Origin of the sequence: Halomonas sp. TD01 (assembly GCF_923868895.1) — a bacterium.
GTDB lineage: Bacteria > Pseudomonadota > Gammaproteobacteria > Pseudomonadales > Halomonadaceae > Vreelandella.
The window spans coordinates 826,873-842,677 of sequence record NZ_OV350343.1 but is presented as its reverse complement, the minus strand read 5'-3'; the positions used below and the strand labels follow the sequence as shown (position 1 = coordinate 842,677).

The 15,805-nt window shown below is 53.7% G+C and carries 13 protein-coding genes; 7 read left to right on the top strand and 6 right to left on the bottom strand.

Annotated elements, in window-relative coordinates:
* The first annotated feature begins 1 nt into the window (after nt 1).
* The 7 genes from nusA (at nt 2) to L1X57_RS03885 (ending at nt 9,389) form a co-directional block, all read left to right on the top strand.
* Nucleotides 2–1,516 carry a transcription termination factor NusA gene (gene nusA, locus L1X57_RS03915; RefSeq protein ID WP_009723738.1) on the top strand — a complete coding sequence of 505 codons (1,515 nt, stop codon included), beginning with the start codon at nt 2–4 and terminating at the stop codon, nt 1,514–1,516.
* 26 nt (nt 1,517–1,542) lie between these two features.
* Nucleotides 1,543–4,086 carry a translation initiation factor IF-2 gene (infB, locus tag L1X57_RS03910; RefSeq protein ID WP_009723737.1) on the top strand — a complete coding sequence of 848 codons (2,544 nt, stop codon included), beginning with the start codon at nt 1,543–1,545 and terminating at the stop codon, nt 4,084–4,086.
* 17 nt (nt 4,087–4,103) lie between these two features.
* Nucleotides 4,104–4,520 carry a 30S ribosome-binding factor RbfA gene (gene rbfA, locus L1X57_RS03905; RefSeq protein WP_009723736.1) on the top strand — a complete coding sequence of 139 codons (417 nt, stop codon included), beginning with the start codon at nt 4,104–4,106 and terminating at the stop codon, nt 4,518–4,520.
* Complete coding sequence (gene truB, locus L1X57_RS03900; protein WP_009723735.1) at nt 4,520–5,440, top strand: tRNA pseudouridine(55) synthase TruB; 921 nt, start codon at nt 4,520–4,522, stop codon at nt 5,438–5,440. Before rbfA ends, truB begins: the two co-directional genes overlap by 1 nt.
* Before the next feature lie 120 nt (nt 5,441–5,560).
* Complete coding sequence (rpsO, locus tag L1X57_RS03895; protein WP_009723734.1) at nt 5,561–5,830, top strand: 30S ribosomal protein S15; 270 nt, start codon at nt 5,561–5,563, stop codon at nt 5,828–5,830.
* Nucleotides 5,831–5,968: 138 nt separating this feature from the next.
* Nucleotides 5,969–8,131, top strand: a complete 2,163-nt coding sequence (gene pnp / locus L1X57_RS03890; protein ID WP_009723733.1) for a polyribonucleotide nucleotidyltransferase — start codon at nt 5,969–5,971, stop codon at nt 8,129–8,131.
* Nucleotides 8,132–8,219: 88 nt separating this feature from the next.
* Nucleotides 8,220–9,389: an MFS transporter gene (locus L1X57_RS03885; protein ID WP_009723732.1), complete on the top strand. Its 1,170-nt coding sequence runs from the start codon at nt 8,220–8,222 to the stop codon at nt 9,387–9,389.
* An 83-nt stretch (nt 9,390–9,472) separates the two neighbouring features.
* On the opposite strand, the gene L1X57_RS03880 is transcribed toward L1X57_RS03885, so the two are convergent.
* From L1X57_RS03880 to pcnB, 6 genes are all read right to left on the bottom strand, one after another.
* A complete protein-coding gene (locus tag L1X57_RS03880) occupies nt 9,473–10,651 on the bottom strand; it encodes an acetyl-CoA C-acetyltransferase (RefSeq protein ID WP_009723731.1) in 1,179 nt (392 codons plus the stop codon).
* 210 nt (nt 10,652–10,861) lie between these two features.
* Nucleotides 10,862–11,242 carry an aspartate 1-decarboxylase gene (panD, locus tag L1X57_RS03875; RefSeq protein ID WP_009723730.1) on the bottom strand — a complete coding sequence of 127 codons (381 nt, stop codon included), beginning with the start codon at nt 11,240–11,242 and terminating at the stop codon, nt 10,862–10,864.
* Between the two features lie 25 nt (nt 11,243–11,267).
* A complete protein-coding gene (gene panC / locus L1X57_RS03870; RefSeq protein WP_009723729.1) occupies nt 11,268–12,137 on the bottom strand; it encodes a pantoate--beta-alanine ligase in 870 nt (289 codons plus the stop codon).
* Nucleotides 12,138–12,166: 29 nt separating this feature from the next.
* Nucleotides 12,167–12,958, bottom strand: a complete 792-nt coding sequence (gene panB / locus L1X57_RS03865; protein WP_009723728.1) for a 3-methyl-2-oxobutanoate hydroxymethyltransferase — start codon at nt 12,956–12,958, stop codon at nt 12,167–12,169.
* Nucleotides 12,959–13,093: 135 nt separating this feature from the next.
* The gene (gene folK, locus L1X57_RS03860) at nt 13,094–13,615 is read right to left on the bottom strand and encodes a 2-amino-4-hydroxy-6-hydroxymethyldihydropteridine diphosphokinase (RefSeq protein ID WP_009723727.1); all 522 of its coding nucleotides are present in this window, start codon (nt 13,613–13,615) and stop codon (nt 13,094–13,096) included.
* Nucleotides 13,616–13,622: 7 nt separating this feature from the next.
* Nucleotides 13,623–15,008, bottom strand: a complete 1,386-nt coding sequence (gene pcnB, locus L1X57_RS03855; RefSeq protein ID WP_009723726.1) for a polynucleotide adenylyltransferase PcnB — start codon at nt 15,006–15,008, stop codon at nt 13,623–13,625.
* Nucleotides 15,009–15,805 lie beyond the last annotated feature (797 nt).

Below are 15,805 nucleotides of genomic sequence, written 5' to 3'. Positions count from 1 at the left end.
CATGAGTAAAGAAATTTTAATGGTCGTGGACGCGATCTCTAACGAAAAAGGCGTCCCCCGCGATGTTATTTTTGAAGCGGTTGAAGCCGCGCTAGCCAGCGCGTCACGCAAGCGTTTTGATCAAGAAGAAGCCAATGTGCGTGTGCATATCGATCGCCGCACGGGCGACTACGATACGTTCCGCTACTGGACCGTTGTCGAAGATGACGAATTTGAAACACCTGATTATGAAATCAAAGAAACCATCGCCGAGCAGCGTGATCCGCCGCTTAAACTAGGCGATGTGGTTGAGAAAAAGATTGAAAATGCCGTGTTTGGCCGTATCGCTGCGCAAACAGCAAAGCAGGTCATCGTTCAAAAGGTACGTGAAGCCGAACGCGCTGAAGTTGTTCGTCAGTACGCCGACCGCGAAGGCGAGTTGGTGGCGGGTATTGTCAAGAAAACCACCCGTGACGGGTTGATCATTGACCTGGGCGAAAACGCAGAGGCGTTCTTGCCGCGTAACGAAATGATCCACGGTGAGCGCTACCGCATGAATGAGCGGGTACGCGCGTTGTTAGTGAAAGTGGATCCAGAGGCGCGTGGTGCGCAGCTACAACTGTCACGTACCTGTCCTGAGTTCATTATTGAGCTGTTCAAAATTGAAGTGCCAGAAATCGCTGAACAGCTGATTGAAATTAAAGGCGCGGCGCGCGATCCAGGATCGCGGGCCAAAATCGCCGTTAAAACTAACGACCGTCGTATCGATCCTGTTGGTGCGTGTGTTGGTATGCGCGGTTCTCGCGTACAGGCAGTGTCGTCAGAGCTGCAAAATGAGCGTGTCGATATTGTGCTGTGGGACGACAATCCGGCGCAGTTGGTGATAAATGCCATGGCACCCGCCGATGTGGCGTCTATCCTGGTTGACGAAGATGCTCACGCCATGGATGTGGCCGTTGCTCAAGACAATCTGGCTCAGGCCATTGGTCGTAGCGGCCAGAACGTGCGCTTAGCCTCTGAGCTAACCGGCTGGCGCATTAACGTGATGACCGAAGATGAAGCTGAGTCAAAGCGTGAGCAGGAAATTGATAGCCTGGTGGACTCCTTTGTTCAGCACCTGGAAGTGGACGAAGATGTTGCCCGCCTATTGGTAGAAGAAGGGTTTACCACCCTGGAAGAAGTTGCCTACGTGCCGCTTGAAGAGATGCTCGAAATCGAAGAGTTCGATGAAGATTTGGTGGAAGAGCTGCGCGCACGAGCGAAAGACGAGCTGCTGACGATGGCGATTGCCTCGGAGGAAGCGCTAGACGGTGCCCAACCAGCAGACGATTTGCTGGACATGGACGGCATGGAGCGCCACCTGGCCTTCATTCTGGCTAGTCGAGGCATCGTCACCATGGAAGATCTCGCCGAGCAGTCTGTCGACGATCTGGTCGATATCGAGGAGTTGGACGAAGCGCGCGCAGCGGCACTGATCATGACTGCCCGTGCGCCCTGGTTTGAAGACGATGGCGTATCGGATTCGAACACACAGTAAAAGGTCACGGGCTGAGGAGGGTCACTATGTCAGATATGACAGTTAAAGATTTTGCAGTAAAGGTGGGCCGTGATGTGCCCCGCCTATTGGAACAGATGAAAGAAGCAGGTTTAAAGCATGCGTCAGAAGGCGACGCTGTGTCTGAAGACGATAAGCAAACGCTGCTAAGCTTTTTGAAGAAAAGTCATGGCGGCGGTGACAGCGATGCTAGCAAAAACCGCATTACGCTGACGCGCAAAACCCGCAGCCGTATTAAAACTGGCGAGCGTGGCAAAACGATCGAAGTGCAGGTACGTAAGAAGAAAACGTACGTTAAAAGCGCTGAAGACGATAAGCCGAAAGCTCCCGAGCCTAAGCATTCTGGCCCGCGTCAGTTGGTAGGTGATATGGCAGAAGCGGAAGCCGAGCGTAAAGCTCGCGATGTTCGCGAAGCTGAAGAGAAGGCCGCGTCTGCTAAAGCGAAAGCAGCAGAAGATGCCGCACGTAAAGCTGAGGAAGAAAAAGCCAAGGCAAAAGCGGCTGAAGTGCCCAATATCGCTGTGCCTGAGCTTCAAATCGATGACACGCCGGCACCTGATGATCTACCGCCTGCGCCGCCTAAAGAGGGACGCACAGATCGTCGTACAGCGCCTCCTAAAAAGGCAGCGGCGAAGAAAAAAGGCCGTGATGACGAGGATGATCGTGGTGATCGCGAAGAGCGTAAGCGCGGTGGCGGCGGCAAGAAAGTAAAGCGTGCCGAGCGCCGCGGCGGTCGCCGTGGTGGTGCCAGCCAGAGCGGCAACGGCAAGCATGCTTTCCAAAAGCCGACCCAGCCGATCGTGCGCGAAGTCTCGATCCCTGAGTCGATCAGCGTTGCTGAGCTGGCCGACAAAATGTCGATCAAAGCCAATGAAGTGATCAAGGCCATGTTCAACATGGGCGCGGCCGTGACCATCAACCAAACGATTGACCAGGATACTGCGGCCATCGTTGTGGAAGAGATGGGCCACAAGGTCAAATTGGTGAAAGACGATGCGCTGGAAACGGAAATGCTGGAAGGCATCTCCTACGAAGGCGAAGAGATCACCCGTTCACCGGTAGTCACCGTGATGGGCCACGTTGACCACGGTAAAACATCACTGCTGGATTATATCCGTCGCGCGAAAGTCGCCACTGGCGAAGCGGGTGGTATTACTCAGCACATCGGTGCTTACCATGTGGAAGACAACCACGGCGGCGTTACCTTCCTGGATACCCCCGGCCACGCAGCGTTTACCGCAATGCGTGCCCGCGGTGCTAAAGCGACTGACGTCGTTATCCTGGTTGTTGCTGCTGACGACGGCGTGATGCCTCAGACGATTGAAGCGATCGAGCACTCCAAAGCTGCTGAAGTACCTATGGTGGTGGCGGTGAACAAGATCGACAAGCAAGGCATCGATCTGGATCGCATTAAGAATGAGCTTTCACAGCATGGTGTGATCTCCGAAGAGTGGGGCGGCGATACTCAGTTTGTGCATGTCTCCGCACATACCGGCGAAGGTATCGAAGAGCTGCTGGAAGCTATTCAGCTAGTGTCTGAAGTACTCGAACTGACGGCTGTGCCTTCTGCGCCTGGTAAAGGTGTTGTTGTCGAATCGCGTCTTGATAAAGGTCGCGGTCCGGTAGCCACCGTTCTGGTGCAAAACGGAACGTTGAAGAAAGGCGATATCGTTCTTGCAGGCCTGCATTACGGTCGCGTTCGTGCGCTTACCAACGAACTGGGCAAGCAAGTTGATACCGCTGGTCCTGCTATGCCGGTTGAAATCCAAGGTTTGGATGGTACACCGGATGCGGGTGATGACTTCATGGTCGTTGCCGATGAAAAGAAAGCCCGTGAAGTGGCTAACTTCCGTCAAGGCAAATACCGCGAAGTGCGCCTGGCGCGTCAGCAGAAGGCCAAGCTGGAGAACATGTTTAGCCAGATGGGCCAAGACGAAGTGGCCAAGGTCAACATCGTTCTGAAAGCCGACGTTCAAGGCTCGCTGGAAGCGATTAAGGGTGCCCTAGAAGAGCTCTCCACGGGTGAAGTTGAAGTTGCCGTGGTCTCCTCGGGTGTTGGCGGTATCACCGGTACCGATGCCAACTTGGCGCTTGCTTCTGAAGCTATCGTTGTCGGCTTCAACGTCCGTGCTGACGCTGCTGCTCGTGAAATCATCGAACGTGAAGGTCTGGATCTGCGCTACTACAGCGTCATCTACCAGCTGATCGATGAGGTCAAGCAGGCGATGAGCGGTATGCTTGCTCCCGAGTGGAAAGAAGAGATCGTGGGCGTGGCCGAAGTACGCGACGTGTTCCGCGCGCCGAAAATTGGTGCGGTGGCTGGCTGTATGGTTGTCGAAGGCACCGTATCGCGCAGCAAGCGTATCCGCGTACTGCGTGATAACGTTGTGATTTACGAAGGTGAGCTCGAGTCGCTACGCCGCTTCAAAGATGACGTTCAAGAAGTGCGTAACGGTATGGAGTGTGGCATCGGCGTGAAGAACTACAACGATGTTCAGGTCAACGACAAGATCGAAGTCTTCGACCAAGTTAAGGTCGAGCGCAGCCTGTAAGGCCGCGAGGAGCAATCATGCGCGAATTTAAGCGTACCGACCGAGTAGCTGACCAGCTCCAAAAGGAGCTGGCGGTACTGATCCAACGCGAAGTAAAAGACCCGCGTTTGGGGATGATTACGGTAAGCGGTGCAACCGTCAGCCGTGATCTTGGCTACGCCGATATCTATGTCACTTTATTGGGTGAGCAAGATCCCGCGCGTATCAAAGAAAACCTGCAGGTGCTAAAGCGCGCTGGAGGCTTTCTAAGAAGCCAAATTGCCAAACGTATTAAGCTGCGTCACGTACCTGAACTGCGCTTTCATTACGATGAAAGCGTAGTGCGTGGCCAGCACCTCTCATCACTGATCGACGAAGCAGTGTCAACTGACCGTGCACGTCAGCATGATGATGAAGAGGGTAGCGACAATGACAATGGTGAGGAGACGCGCTAATGGCACGTCGCCGTCGCGGATTACCGGTTAACGGTGTACTGCTGCTGGATAAGCCTAAGGGCATTTCCAGCAACCATGCGCTGCAGCGTGTGCGCCGTCTGTTTGAGGCGCAGAAAGCCGGTCATACTGGCACGTTGGACCCTATGGCAACAGGCTTGTTACCTATTTGCCTTGGGGAGGCCACTAAGTTTTCCGCGCACCTGTTAGAAGCCGACAAGATGTATCGCACCCGCGTAGAGCTGGGGGTGATCACCGACACCGGCGATGCCGAAGGCACGGTCATTGAACGGCGCGAGATTCCCAGCTTAACGGCTGAAGATGTCGAGTCAGTCCTAGCTCGCTTTCACGGCGAGATTGACCAAGTGCCGCCGATGTATTCGGCATTGAAGCATCAAGGCAAAAAGCTTTATGAGCTGGCCCGCGAGGGTAAGCACGTTGAGCGTGCAGCGCGGCGAGTAAGCGTGTATGATGCGCGGCTGCTTGCGTTCGAGGGCACGGCCTTCGAACTTGAAGTCAGCTGTAGCAAAGGCACGTACATTCGCACCTTGGCTGAAGATATTGGTCATGCGCTGGGCTGTGGTGCCCATATTAGTCAGTTGAGAAGGCTCAAAACGGGTCCCTTTACCGGCGATGCAATGTGGACACTGGAAGACCTTGAAGCGCTGGCAGACCAAGCCACCCGCGAGGCTGAACTGATGCCTGCAGATGTGCTGGTGGATCATTTTCCGTCGCTGACGGTAGATGAAACGGCTTTCGGGCGTCTTGCACATGGCCAGTCGGCTAGTTTAGCCATTGGTGCGCTTGAGCCTGACGCGCTGGCAAGACTTTATTACGCTGAGACGTTTATCGGCCTCGGCGTTGTAAAAGGGGCTCAGGAAGTAGCTCCCAAGCGACTGTTAAGTACCGTCGCTATCTCGTAAAACGTTGCAAGGATGTAGCGATTTACGCGAAAATTGTACGTGAAGATAGTCGCCTGAGACTGCAAATATGCGTGGTCTCAACCATTCATTTTTTAGGCATATTGCTTACTGGAGAGACAGATGGCATTAACCGCTGAGAAGAAGGCCGAGATCGTCAACGAATACGGCCGCGGCGATAACGATACCGGTTCCCCTGAAGTTCAGGTTGCACTGCTGAGCGCCAACATTAATGGCCTGCAGGACCACTTCAAAACCAACAAGCAGGATCACCACTCTCGTCGTGGTCTGATTCGCATGGTAAACCAGCGTCGTAAGCTGCTGGATTACCTGAAGCGTAAAGATTTTGAACGCTATCAGTCTCTGATTCAGCGTTTAGGTCTGCGTCGTTAAGCGTTAACGGCAACGATTAAAAACGGGCAGCCCCCTTGTGGGCTGCCCGTTTTTTTGTTTCTGGTAGCCGTATGGCGCCACAGCGCCTAGAATGGTGGCGAGTCAAAACGACCCAAGCAAAAAGACAAGTAGATATTAATGTTAAAGGAAGTCGCCGTGAATCCGGTAAAAAAAACGTTTCAATACGGTCGTAGCACCGTCACCCTAGAAACTGGGCGTATCGCTCGCCAAGCCACGGGCGCCGTTATGGTGACCATGGATGAAACTGTCGTACTGTGTACGGTTGTGGCTAAAAAAGAAGCGAATCCTAATCAGCCCTTCTTCCCACTCTCGGTACACTACCAAGAAAAAACTTACGCAGTAGGCAAGATCCCCGGCGGCTTCTTCAAGCGTGAAGGGCGTCCTACTGAGAAAGAAACCCTCACTTCGCGTCTGATTGATCGTCCGATCCGTCCGCTGTTTCCTAAAGGGTTTATGAACGAAGTGCAGGTCATCTGTACCGTTCTGTCGACTGACCGTAATCATGACCCGGATATCGCGGCACTGCTGGGCACCTCAGCGGCGCTGAGTATTGCTGGCGTGCCATTCAACGGCCCGATTGGTGCGGCACGCGTGGGCTTTAACGAAGAGCAAGGTTACTTCCTAAACCCAACGGTCGAAGAGCTGAAAACCTCTGAGCTGGACATGGTTGTTGCCGGTACCGAAAACGCCGTATTGATGGTGGAGTCGGAAGCTCAGGAACTGCTTGAAGACGAAATGCTGGGTGCCGTGCTGTTTGGTCACCAGGAAATGCAGGTAGCTGTTAGTGCGATTAAAGAGCTGGTCGCAGAAGCAGGCAAGCCGCGTTGGGATTGGCAGCCAACTGAAGAAAATGTAGCGCTGAAAACGGCCATGGCCAATGCCTTTGAAGCTAAAGTGGGTGATGCCTACCGCATCACTGACAAAATGGCTCGTCAAGATGCATTGTCAGCATTGAAAGATGAAGCGGTCGCACAGCTAGTCGCCGCTGAAGGCGAAGAAACAGAAGGCAAATTCAGCAAAGATGACGTGAAGGGTGCCTTTGCTGGCCTTGAGAAGCGCGTTGTACGCTCTCGTGTCGTAAAAGGTGAACCACGCATTGATGGCCGTGACAACACCACCGTGCGTCCGCTGGCGATTGAAGTAGGTGTTTTGCCTAAGACCCACGGTTCGGCGGTATTTACCCGTGGTGAGACCCAGGCAATCGCGATCGCTACCTTGGGCACCCTGCGTGACTCACAGCTGATCGAATCCCTGGAAGGGGAGCGTAAAGACCGCTTTATGCTGCACTACAACTTCCCTCCTTACTGTGTCGGTGAAGCCGGCTTTTTTGGCGGGCCAAAGCGTCGTGAAATTGGCCATGGCCGCTTAGCACGCCGCGGCGTTCAAGCGATGCTGCCGTCAGAAGACGTTTTTCCCTACACGATCCGTGTGGTGTCGGAAATCACCGAATCTAATGGCTCAAGCTCTATGGCGTCGGTGTGTGGTACCTCACTTGCGCTGATGGATGCTGGTGTGCCGTTAAAAGCGCCGGTGGCAGGTATTGCCATGGGCTTGGTGAAAGATGAAGACGGCTATGCGGTATTGACCGATATCCTGGGTGACGAAGATCACCTGGGTGATATGGACTTCAAAGTTGCCGGTTCTGAAGAGGGTGTGACCGCCCTGCAAATGGACATTAAGATTGAAGGCATCAACGAAGAGATCATGGAGAAGGCGCTGCAGCAGGCTTACGACGCTCGCATCAGTATCCTTGCTCAGATGAATGACGTGATCAGCCAGAGCCGTACCGATGTGTCGGAAAATGCGCCGTCCATGGCGACAATCAAAATTGATCCGGATAAGATTCGTGATGTGATTGGTAAAGGCGGCGCGACGATTCGCAAAATTTGTGAAGATACCGGCGCCTCCATTGATCTGGATGATGATGGCACCGTACGCATCTACGCTGAAGATAAAGCGGCGGCCAAAAAAGCCATTGATACCGTGCTAGCAATTACCGCGGAAGCGGAAATTGGTAAGCTTTACAACGGTAAAGTAGTTCGCATTGCGGACTTCGGCGCTTTCGTCAACATCATGCCGGGTACCGACGGCTTGGTTCACATATCGCAAATTGTTGCCGAGCGCGTTAACAACGTGCGCGACTTCTTAAATGAAGGCGATGATGTGATTGTGAAAGTATTGGATATCGACAACCGCAACCGGGTGAAACTCTCAATCAAAGAGATCACCGAGGAAGAGAAAGCGGCTTTTGCCGCTGCCGAGGCGGACGTCGCTAACTAAAGCGATGCAGACGTAACGACCGCCCCCGCAGCTTTCAGTTGCGGGGGCGGTGTCGTTTTATAGGCTGTATAGGAAAAGAGAAAAAGCCATGGAGCAGGAGCAAGCGCCGCGTTGGTGGGCGGTAGTGGCCGTGATGATCGGCATTTTTTTATTGGTGACGGCTGAGCAACTACCTATTGGGTTGCTGTCCCAGGTAGCGTCATCAATGGGCGTCACGCCTGGTATGGCAGGTCTTATGGTCACCGTGCCGGGGGTGGTTGCCGCTTTCTCAGCGCCGCTGTTACCGGTAGCGGTAGGCCGGCTAGATAGACGCATCATGCTCACGTTGATGATGATTGTGATGGTGATTGGCAGCGCGCTTTCAGCGGTGGCCAGCAACTTTGGGTTACTACTGGCAGCTCGTGTGCTGGTGGGGATCAGCATCGGTGGCTTTTGGGCTATTGCGGGCAGTATTGCCCCAAGGCTGGTGCCCAGCGATCAGGTTGCCAAGGCCATGACGATTATTTTCGGAGGTGTGGCCGCTGCGTCCGTGTTGGGGGTGCCGCTAGGCACGCTGCTGGGAGACCTGAGCAACTGGCGGGTGGCATTTGGCGCACTTGGTGGGCTGAGTCTGTTAACTGCTATTGCGCTGTGGTGTTGGCTACCGCCATTGCCGCCAAGAGAGCCGGTACGACTGCGAGTGTTAGCGCAACAGTTTAGCAATCGTGGTGTGCGCGTCGCGGTGTTAACCACTGGTTTTGTCGTCGTGGGGCACTTTGCTGCTTATACCTTTATTAGCCCCATTCTGCAGGACATTAGCGGCGTGGCTCAGCGCCATGTCGGTAGCTTGCTGCTGCTCTACGGTGCGGCGGGCATTATGGGCAATATAGCAGCAGGCATCTTTGCTGGGCGTCACCCTTATCGGGCCGTGTTGGCTATTCCTAGCCTTTTACTGCTCGTGGTAGCTATATTCCCGCTGCTGGGTGTTCAGCCTACTAGCGGCGTGCTGCTGCTAATGGTATGGGGTGCTGTTTTTGGCAGTGTGTCAGTGAGTATTCAAACCTGGATACTGCGCACCGCGCCGAATACCGAGGCCGCCACCGCGCTGATGGCATTTACGTTTAATATGTCGATTGGCTTAGGGGCCATGTTTGGTGGGCGTATCGTCGATGGCACTAGCCTGCCCATTGCCATGTGGGCGGCATCGGGGCTATTTCTGCTGGGCGCACTATTGGTGCTACGCACGCCAGCCAGCGTGGTCGGCGAGAAACGTCGTTAGGCAAAATAAGCGAACAAAAAAGCCCCCATTCATTAGTGGGGGCTTTCATTCGCTTCAGCTAATCAAGCGTTGGGTAGGGCCGTTTAAGGGCGCTCAATCGCCAGTGCAACGCCTTGGCCGCCGCCGATACACAGGGTAGCGAGACCTTTCTTGGCATCACGTGCGATCATTTCATGCAACAGGCTGACCAAGATACGACAGCCAGAAGCACCAATCGGGTGGCCAAGAGCAATAGCACCGCCGTTAACATTCACTTTGCTGACATCCCAGCCCAGCTCTTTATTGACGGAAAGCGCTTGAGCAGCAAATGCTTCGTTAGCTTCTACTAGGTCAAGGTCATCCAGGCTCCAACCAGCTTTTTCGAGGCAGCGGCGGGTGGCCGGGGCTGGGCCAATGCCCATGATGGCTGGGTCAACGCCAGCGTTAGAGTAAGCGGCAATACGCGCCAGTGGCTCTAAGCCAAGTTCTTTGGCTTTTTCTGCTGAACAGAGCATTACCACGGCGGCGCCATCGTTTAAGGATGAAGCGTTACCGGCGGTAACGGTGCCGTCTTTCTTGAACGCGGGGCGCATGCCACCCAGCTTTTCAGCGGTAACTTCCCGTGGGTTTTCATCAGTATCAAACACGACTGGGTCGCCTTTGCGCTGCGGAATTTCCACAGGAACGATCTGACCTTTGAATTTACCATCTCTAATAGCTTGAGCGGCTTTCTGCTGAGAGGCCGCGGCGAACTCGTCCATCGCTTCGCGAGTGATGCTGTATTTTTCCGCCAGATTTTCAGCGGTAATGCCCATGTGATAGTTATTGAACGCATCCCACAGGCCATCGTGAACCATGGAATCAATTGCTTTCCAGTCACCCATGCGCTGGCCGTTACGCGAGTTAGGCAGGATATGGGGGGAAGCAGACATGTTTTCCTGACCACCGGCCAGAATAATCTCTGCGTCGCCACAACGAATGGCTTGAGTCGCTAAATGCAGTGCTTTAAGGCCAGAGCCACACACTTTGTTGATGGTCATAGCGGGTACAGATTCTGGTAAGCCAGCTTTAATAACCGCCTGGCGGGCGGGGTTTTGGCCGACGCCCGCTGTCAGTACTTGGCCGAGCAACACTTCATCAATTTGCTCTGGGGCAACGCCGGTAGAGGCGAGAATGTCTTTAATAACCAATGCACCTAAATCGCTTGCCGGAATGCCAGCGAGTGATCCACCAAAGCTTCCTACGGCGGTGCGGCGAGCAGCGACAATAACCACGTCTTGCATATGATGACTCCTTGGGTAAGTAACGCAACGTTCCTAGTGAGGATAGAAGCTCCAGAAGGGAGTTGCCCTATCCATTATTATTAGCATGTTGTGTCAAACTTACCTATCAGCATAGGGGAAGGTTGTGCGTTGCGGCAATACGCTTTTTTAGGCAAATAAAAACGGGCCGATCAACGGCCCGTTAAATAGCTGCTTACTCAACTGCTTGGCTTAGGCTAATTGGACAGGAATCGCATTACTGGTGTGGCTAACGTGATTGCCTTCTTGCAGGTAGACCAGCGCAGGTTGGTGGTTTTCAAGCTCTGCTTCTGAGTAGTGGGCGTAGCTACAAATAATAATGCGATGACCTGGTGAGGCTAAATGAGCAGCTGCGCCATTGATAGAAATTAGCCGAGAGCCTTCTTCTCCACGAATCGCGTAGGTGGTAAAACGCTCGCCGTTTTCTACGTTATAGATTTGGATCTGCTCGTTTTCGCGAATACCGGCCATATCTAGCAGTTCGCCATCAATGGCACAGGAACCTTCGTAGTTGAGTACCGCGTGGGTAACGCGAGCCATATGCAGCTTGGCTTTAAGCATAATCGTGTGCATAGAAACTCCTAAATAACGAAACTAGCTACGGGCTAGCGTCAGTGGCAGCGTCTGGGAGCTGCACGCTGAGATTGTCAATAAGTCGAGCAGGGCCTAGCTTAGCCGCTGCTAACAGCACCGCACTGCGTGTCGAGCTGCTCACAGCGGCAAGCGTTGTGTCACGCAGCTCAAGGTAATCTGGCGTAAAGCCAGCATCATACAGTGCTGTTTTACCCTGTTGTAGTACCTGTTCGGAGGGAGTGCCGCGCTCTAACGCATCGCGTAACTCGCATAAGGTGCGATATAGCATGGGGGCTTTGGCGCGCTCCAGCTCGCTTAAATAACCATTACGAGAGGAGAGCGCTAGACCGTCATCAGCGCGAACAATCGGTACGCCGATGATCTCGATAGGCATGTGCAGATCGCTCACCAGCTTACGAATGACCGCTAGCTGCTGGTAATCCTTTTCGCCGAAGCAGGCCACATCCGGCTGCACCAGGTTAAACAGCATGCTGACCACGGTAGAAACACCATCAAAGTGTCCAGGACGCGAGCCTCCGCATAACCCTTCACCTACCTCGGGAACATGCACGCGGGTCTGGGAAGTCAAACCATTAGGGTAAAGCGCGCTGACGGTAGGGGCGAAGAGAATATCGCAGCCTGCATCTGTCAACTGCGCCTGATCCGCCTCAAACGTGCGCGGGTAGGCGTCCAAGTCTTCGCCTGGGCCAAACTGCATCGGGTTCACGAACAGGCTTGAAACGACGACGTCCGCGTGTTGGCGGGCATTGGCCACAAGCGCCAAATGGCCTTGATGGAGATTGCCCATTGTGGGTACTAAGGCAATGCGTTGGCCACGCTGACGGTATTCGCTAAGCGTGCTGCGTAATTCGTTGATATCTCGTAAAGTGCGCATAAGAGGGTCGCTGTCGTTCCAGGTGGCGCTTAAAAACAATGTTCAGCGGCTGGGAAAGTGCGGGTTTTAACCGCTTCATGGTAGTGTTCAAACGCGCTTTGAATGCTATCAGCGTCGGCCATGAAATTTTTGACGAAGCGCGGTGTACGGCCATGAGTGACGCCGAGTACGTCGTGCATCACTAGAATTTGACCATCGGTGTCGGGGCCAGCGCCGATGCCAATCACCGGTACGTCCAGAGCATCAGTTACCGCTTTGCCAAGGCTTGCTGGCACACATTCCAGCAGAATTACGGAAGCACCTGCCTCAACGAGCACTTTGGCATCATTGATAATTTGTTCGGCCTGGGCAGCTTCGCGGCCCTGTACTTTATAACCACCTAACTGGTAGACAGTTTGCGGGGTTAGCCCCAGGTGGGCGCATACCGGAACACCACGGCGGGTCATCTCACGGATACCGTCGGCCATCCATGCTTCGCCTTCGACTTTTACCAGTTCAGCGCCAGCACGCATTAATGCGGCAGAATCTTCTAGCAGGCGTTCCGTAGTGGCGTTGCTCATAAACGGCAAGTCCACCATTAGCAGGCTATGGCCTTTACCACGCGCAGCGCAGCGAGTGTGGTAGCAAATATCCTCAATGGTCACAGGAAGCGTACTACTGTGCCCTTGTAAGACCATGCCTAGAGAATCGCCGACTAACAGAACATCGATTCCTGCGGCGCTGGCGGCATGGGCAAAAGAGGCATCGTAAGCGGTCAGGCAGCTGAACGTTTCGCCGGCGCGCTTATACGCCTGCAGAGTGCTCAGGGTGACGGTTTTCATGGCGTGCTCTCGTAGTTTCTAAGTGGGCCGATGCGACGTGGGCAGCCGACCATTATTAACGTTGCATCCTTGCAAGCGTGAAGTGGCGTAACTGGCAATTGTTACCTGAATGGGGGCTTGGTGTCGAGATTTGTGTCAGACGGTAGCAGTCGTGGTGACACCTGGATCGCTCAGCCGTTGTATACCGTTTTGCTCAAGGTGCTTCAGCCACTCAGCAAGCGACTGTTGGTAAAGCACTATTGGCTCAAGTTGAGCAGCCGACACCAGTTCTTCAAGAGGCGCTAGTACAAAGGCGCGTTCATGCATATGGGGATGAGGAACCCGAAGCCTAGGGCGCATGATCGTGTCTTGATTGTACAGCAGTAGATCTAAATCCAGCGTGCGCGGCCCCCAGTGACGTAATCGCTGGCGACGGTGGCGTTGTTCTAGCCCTTGAAGCTGGTCCAGTAGTGCAAGCGGTGAAAGCTTGGTTTCGAGGGCTGCCACGGCATTAATAAAATCGGGCTGATCTTGAGGCCCTATTGGACGTGTTGCGTATAGAGACGAGTGAGCCACAAGCTGACAAAGAGGCAGTCCGTCAAGCTCTCGTAAGGCTTGACGAACGTGACCTTCCGGATCATCTAGATTACTACCTAGGCCAATGTAAGCAAGTGACATTGCATTCTCACTGCTCTGTTTTACGCGGTTTGCGGCGTTTTTTACGGCGACGATCACCCTGACTTGCAGGATCACTTCCCACTTTTTGTAGGAGCCGAAGTTGTTCGTGCTCATCACCTTGCTGAAAGGCATTCCACCAATCGCCTAAGCCGCGTGGAATTTCACCTGCTTGTTCACGTAACAGCAGCAAATCGTAGGCGGCTCGGAAACGTGGATGCTCGCGGGTTTGAAATGCCCGTTTGCCACGGCGTAGAGGAAGGCGAGCCTGTAGCTCCCAAATATCGCGCATTGGCATGCCAAAGCGCTTGGGAATCGAAATATGCTGTAACTGACGTGTGACTACCTGTTGTGCGGCAGTTTGTAGCGCCGGAATTGCGGGCATGCCTTCTCGCTCAAGCTCTGCTTGACGGTGCGCCACTGGTGCCCACAAAAAGGCGGCTAGCAGGAAGGCTGGCGTCACTGGCCGACCTTCCGCAATGCGCTTGTCGGTATTAGTGAGCGCTTGTTCGATCAGGTCTTCGGCCCAAGCGGCATCCGCCATGGCTTCTTCCGCTTCGGGGAACAGCATGCCAAACAAGTTGTAATGACTCAGCAAGCGGAAAGTAATTAAGCCGTGCCCCGACATGAATAGCTTGAGCACTTCATCAAACAAACGGGCGGGAGGGATTTGCAGTAACAGCGGCGCTAGATCGTACATCGGCTCTTCGGTGGCTGGCTCGATGGTAAAGTCAAGCTTGGCCGCAAAGCGCACTGCACGCAGCATGCGCACCGGGTCTTCCCGATAGCGGGTAACCGGGTCGCCAATTAGCCGCAGCGTACGCGATTCAATATCACGCGCGCCATTAGCGAAGTCATGAATCGTGAAGTCAGCGATATTGTAGTAAAGCGCATTCACGGTGAAGTCGCGGCGTAGGGCGTCTTCTTCGATATTGCCCCACACATTGTCTCGCAATAGCAGACCATCGTCAGATTGCTGGGCGATATGATCGCCGTGCTCGTCCTGAGGCTTGCCACGGAAAGTGGTGACTTCAATGACTTCGCGGCCAAAGCGCACATGCACGATGCGAAAGCGCCGACCAATCAGCCGCGAATTACGAAACAGATCCCGCACCTGTTCCGGCGTTGCATTTGTGGCAACGTCGAAATCTTTCGGCATTTTGCCCAGCAGTGCATCACGAATGCAGCCGCCGACTAGATAGGCATCAAATCCAGCGCCATTGAGGCGATAGAGCACCTTTAACGCGGCCTCGCTGATTTGCTGACGAGAAACAGGGTGCTCGGAGCGCGGAATAATACGGGGACTGAGCGCATCAGCGGCGCTCTCTGGGGAATCGAGCAGGGATTTCAAGTGCTCTCCCGGGCTATGTAATAAACGGGTAAATCCTTTAAACATGCGGCGATATCGACTCGCAGGGTATCGAAAACGGTATCGATAAACGGTATCGAGAAACGTAGCGAAAAAATGACCGCATGGTTAGCGGTAAGTTGCTGAGTGTAGCCGACCCCTTGAGGCTTGCAAAGCACTCGAGCAGGGTTTGTAAAAGACGACTGCTTCAAACGCGGAAAGGGGAGGCTACAAGAGCCTCCCCTATAAAGCAGACAATCAGCGTCCATGCTGCTGTTTTTCTTCATGATGGCACATCGCCCTGAATACGCACCGCAGTCGGTAGGCGTAAGAACCAGTCTGATTCCGACCGCCTCGTATTCAAAACAATAATCCAACCGCGAACTTTTTCTCCCGGCGAGTTGTTGTTGGATCCGGGGTGTACACACATGCTGCTATTATTTTTATTTGGAAGCAGATTCTTTGTGTACGTCGCGTCCTTTTTTGGGCACTTGCTGGCTGTTGTTATTGTTCGCTGCGCCTATTCTGCTTAGCGCTAGCAAGTAGTGAGACTCAAGCCTGTTGTTCTTGTTAGTACTATGATCTCTGCCTGGCCCTGTTGTTTTTGTTGTGGCTCAGGTTGGGGCGGTGTCATTTTGTTTTTGTTAGCGACGTCCGCGCTGCCCATTTTGTTCTTCTTGCCCAGTAATACTGCACTTGCTGTGCCATCCTTTTTTTATTCTTTTATTTTCATGGGCTTGGAATTTATTGGCTATGCCAGGGAACTAATCTCATCGAATAGTGTTACCCATTTTTAACGGATTTTGTGTGTGTGTTGTGTGGGAAGGTAACAGTGTCTGGCGATA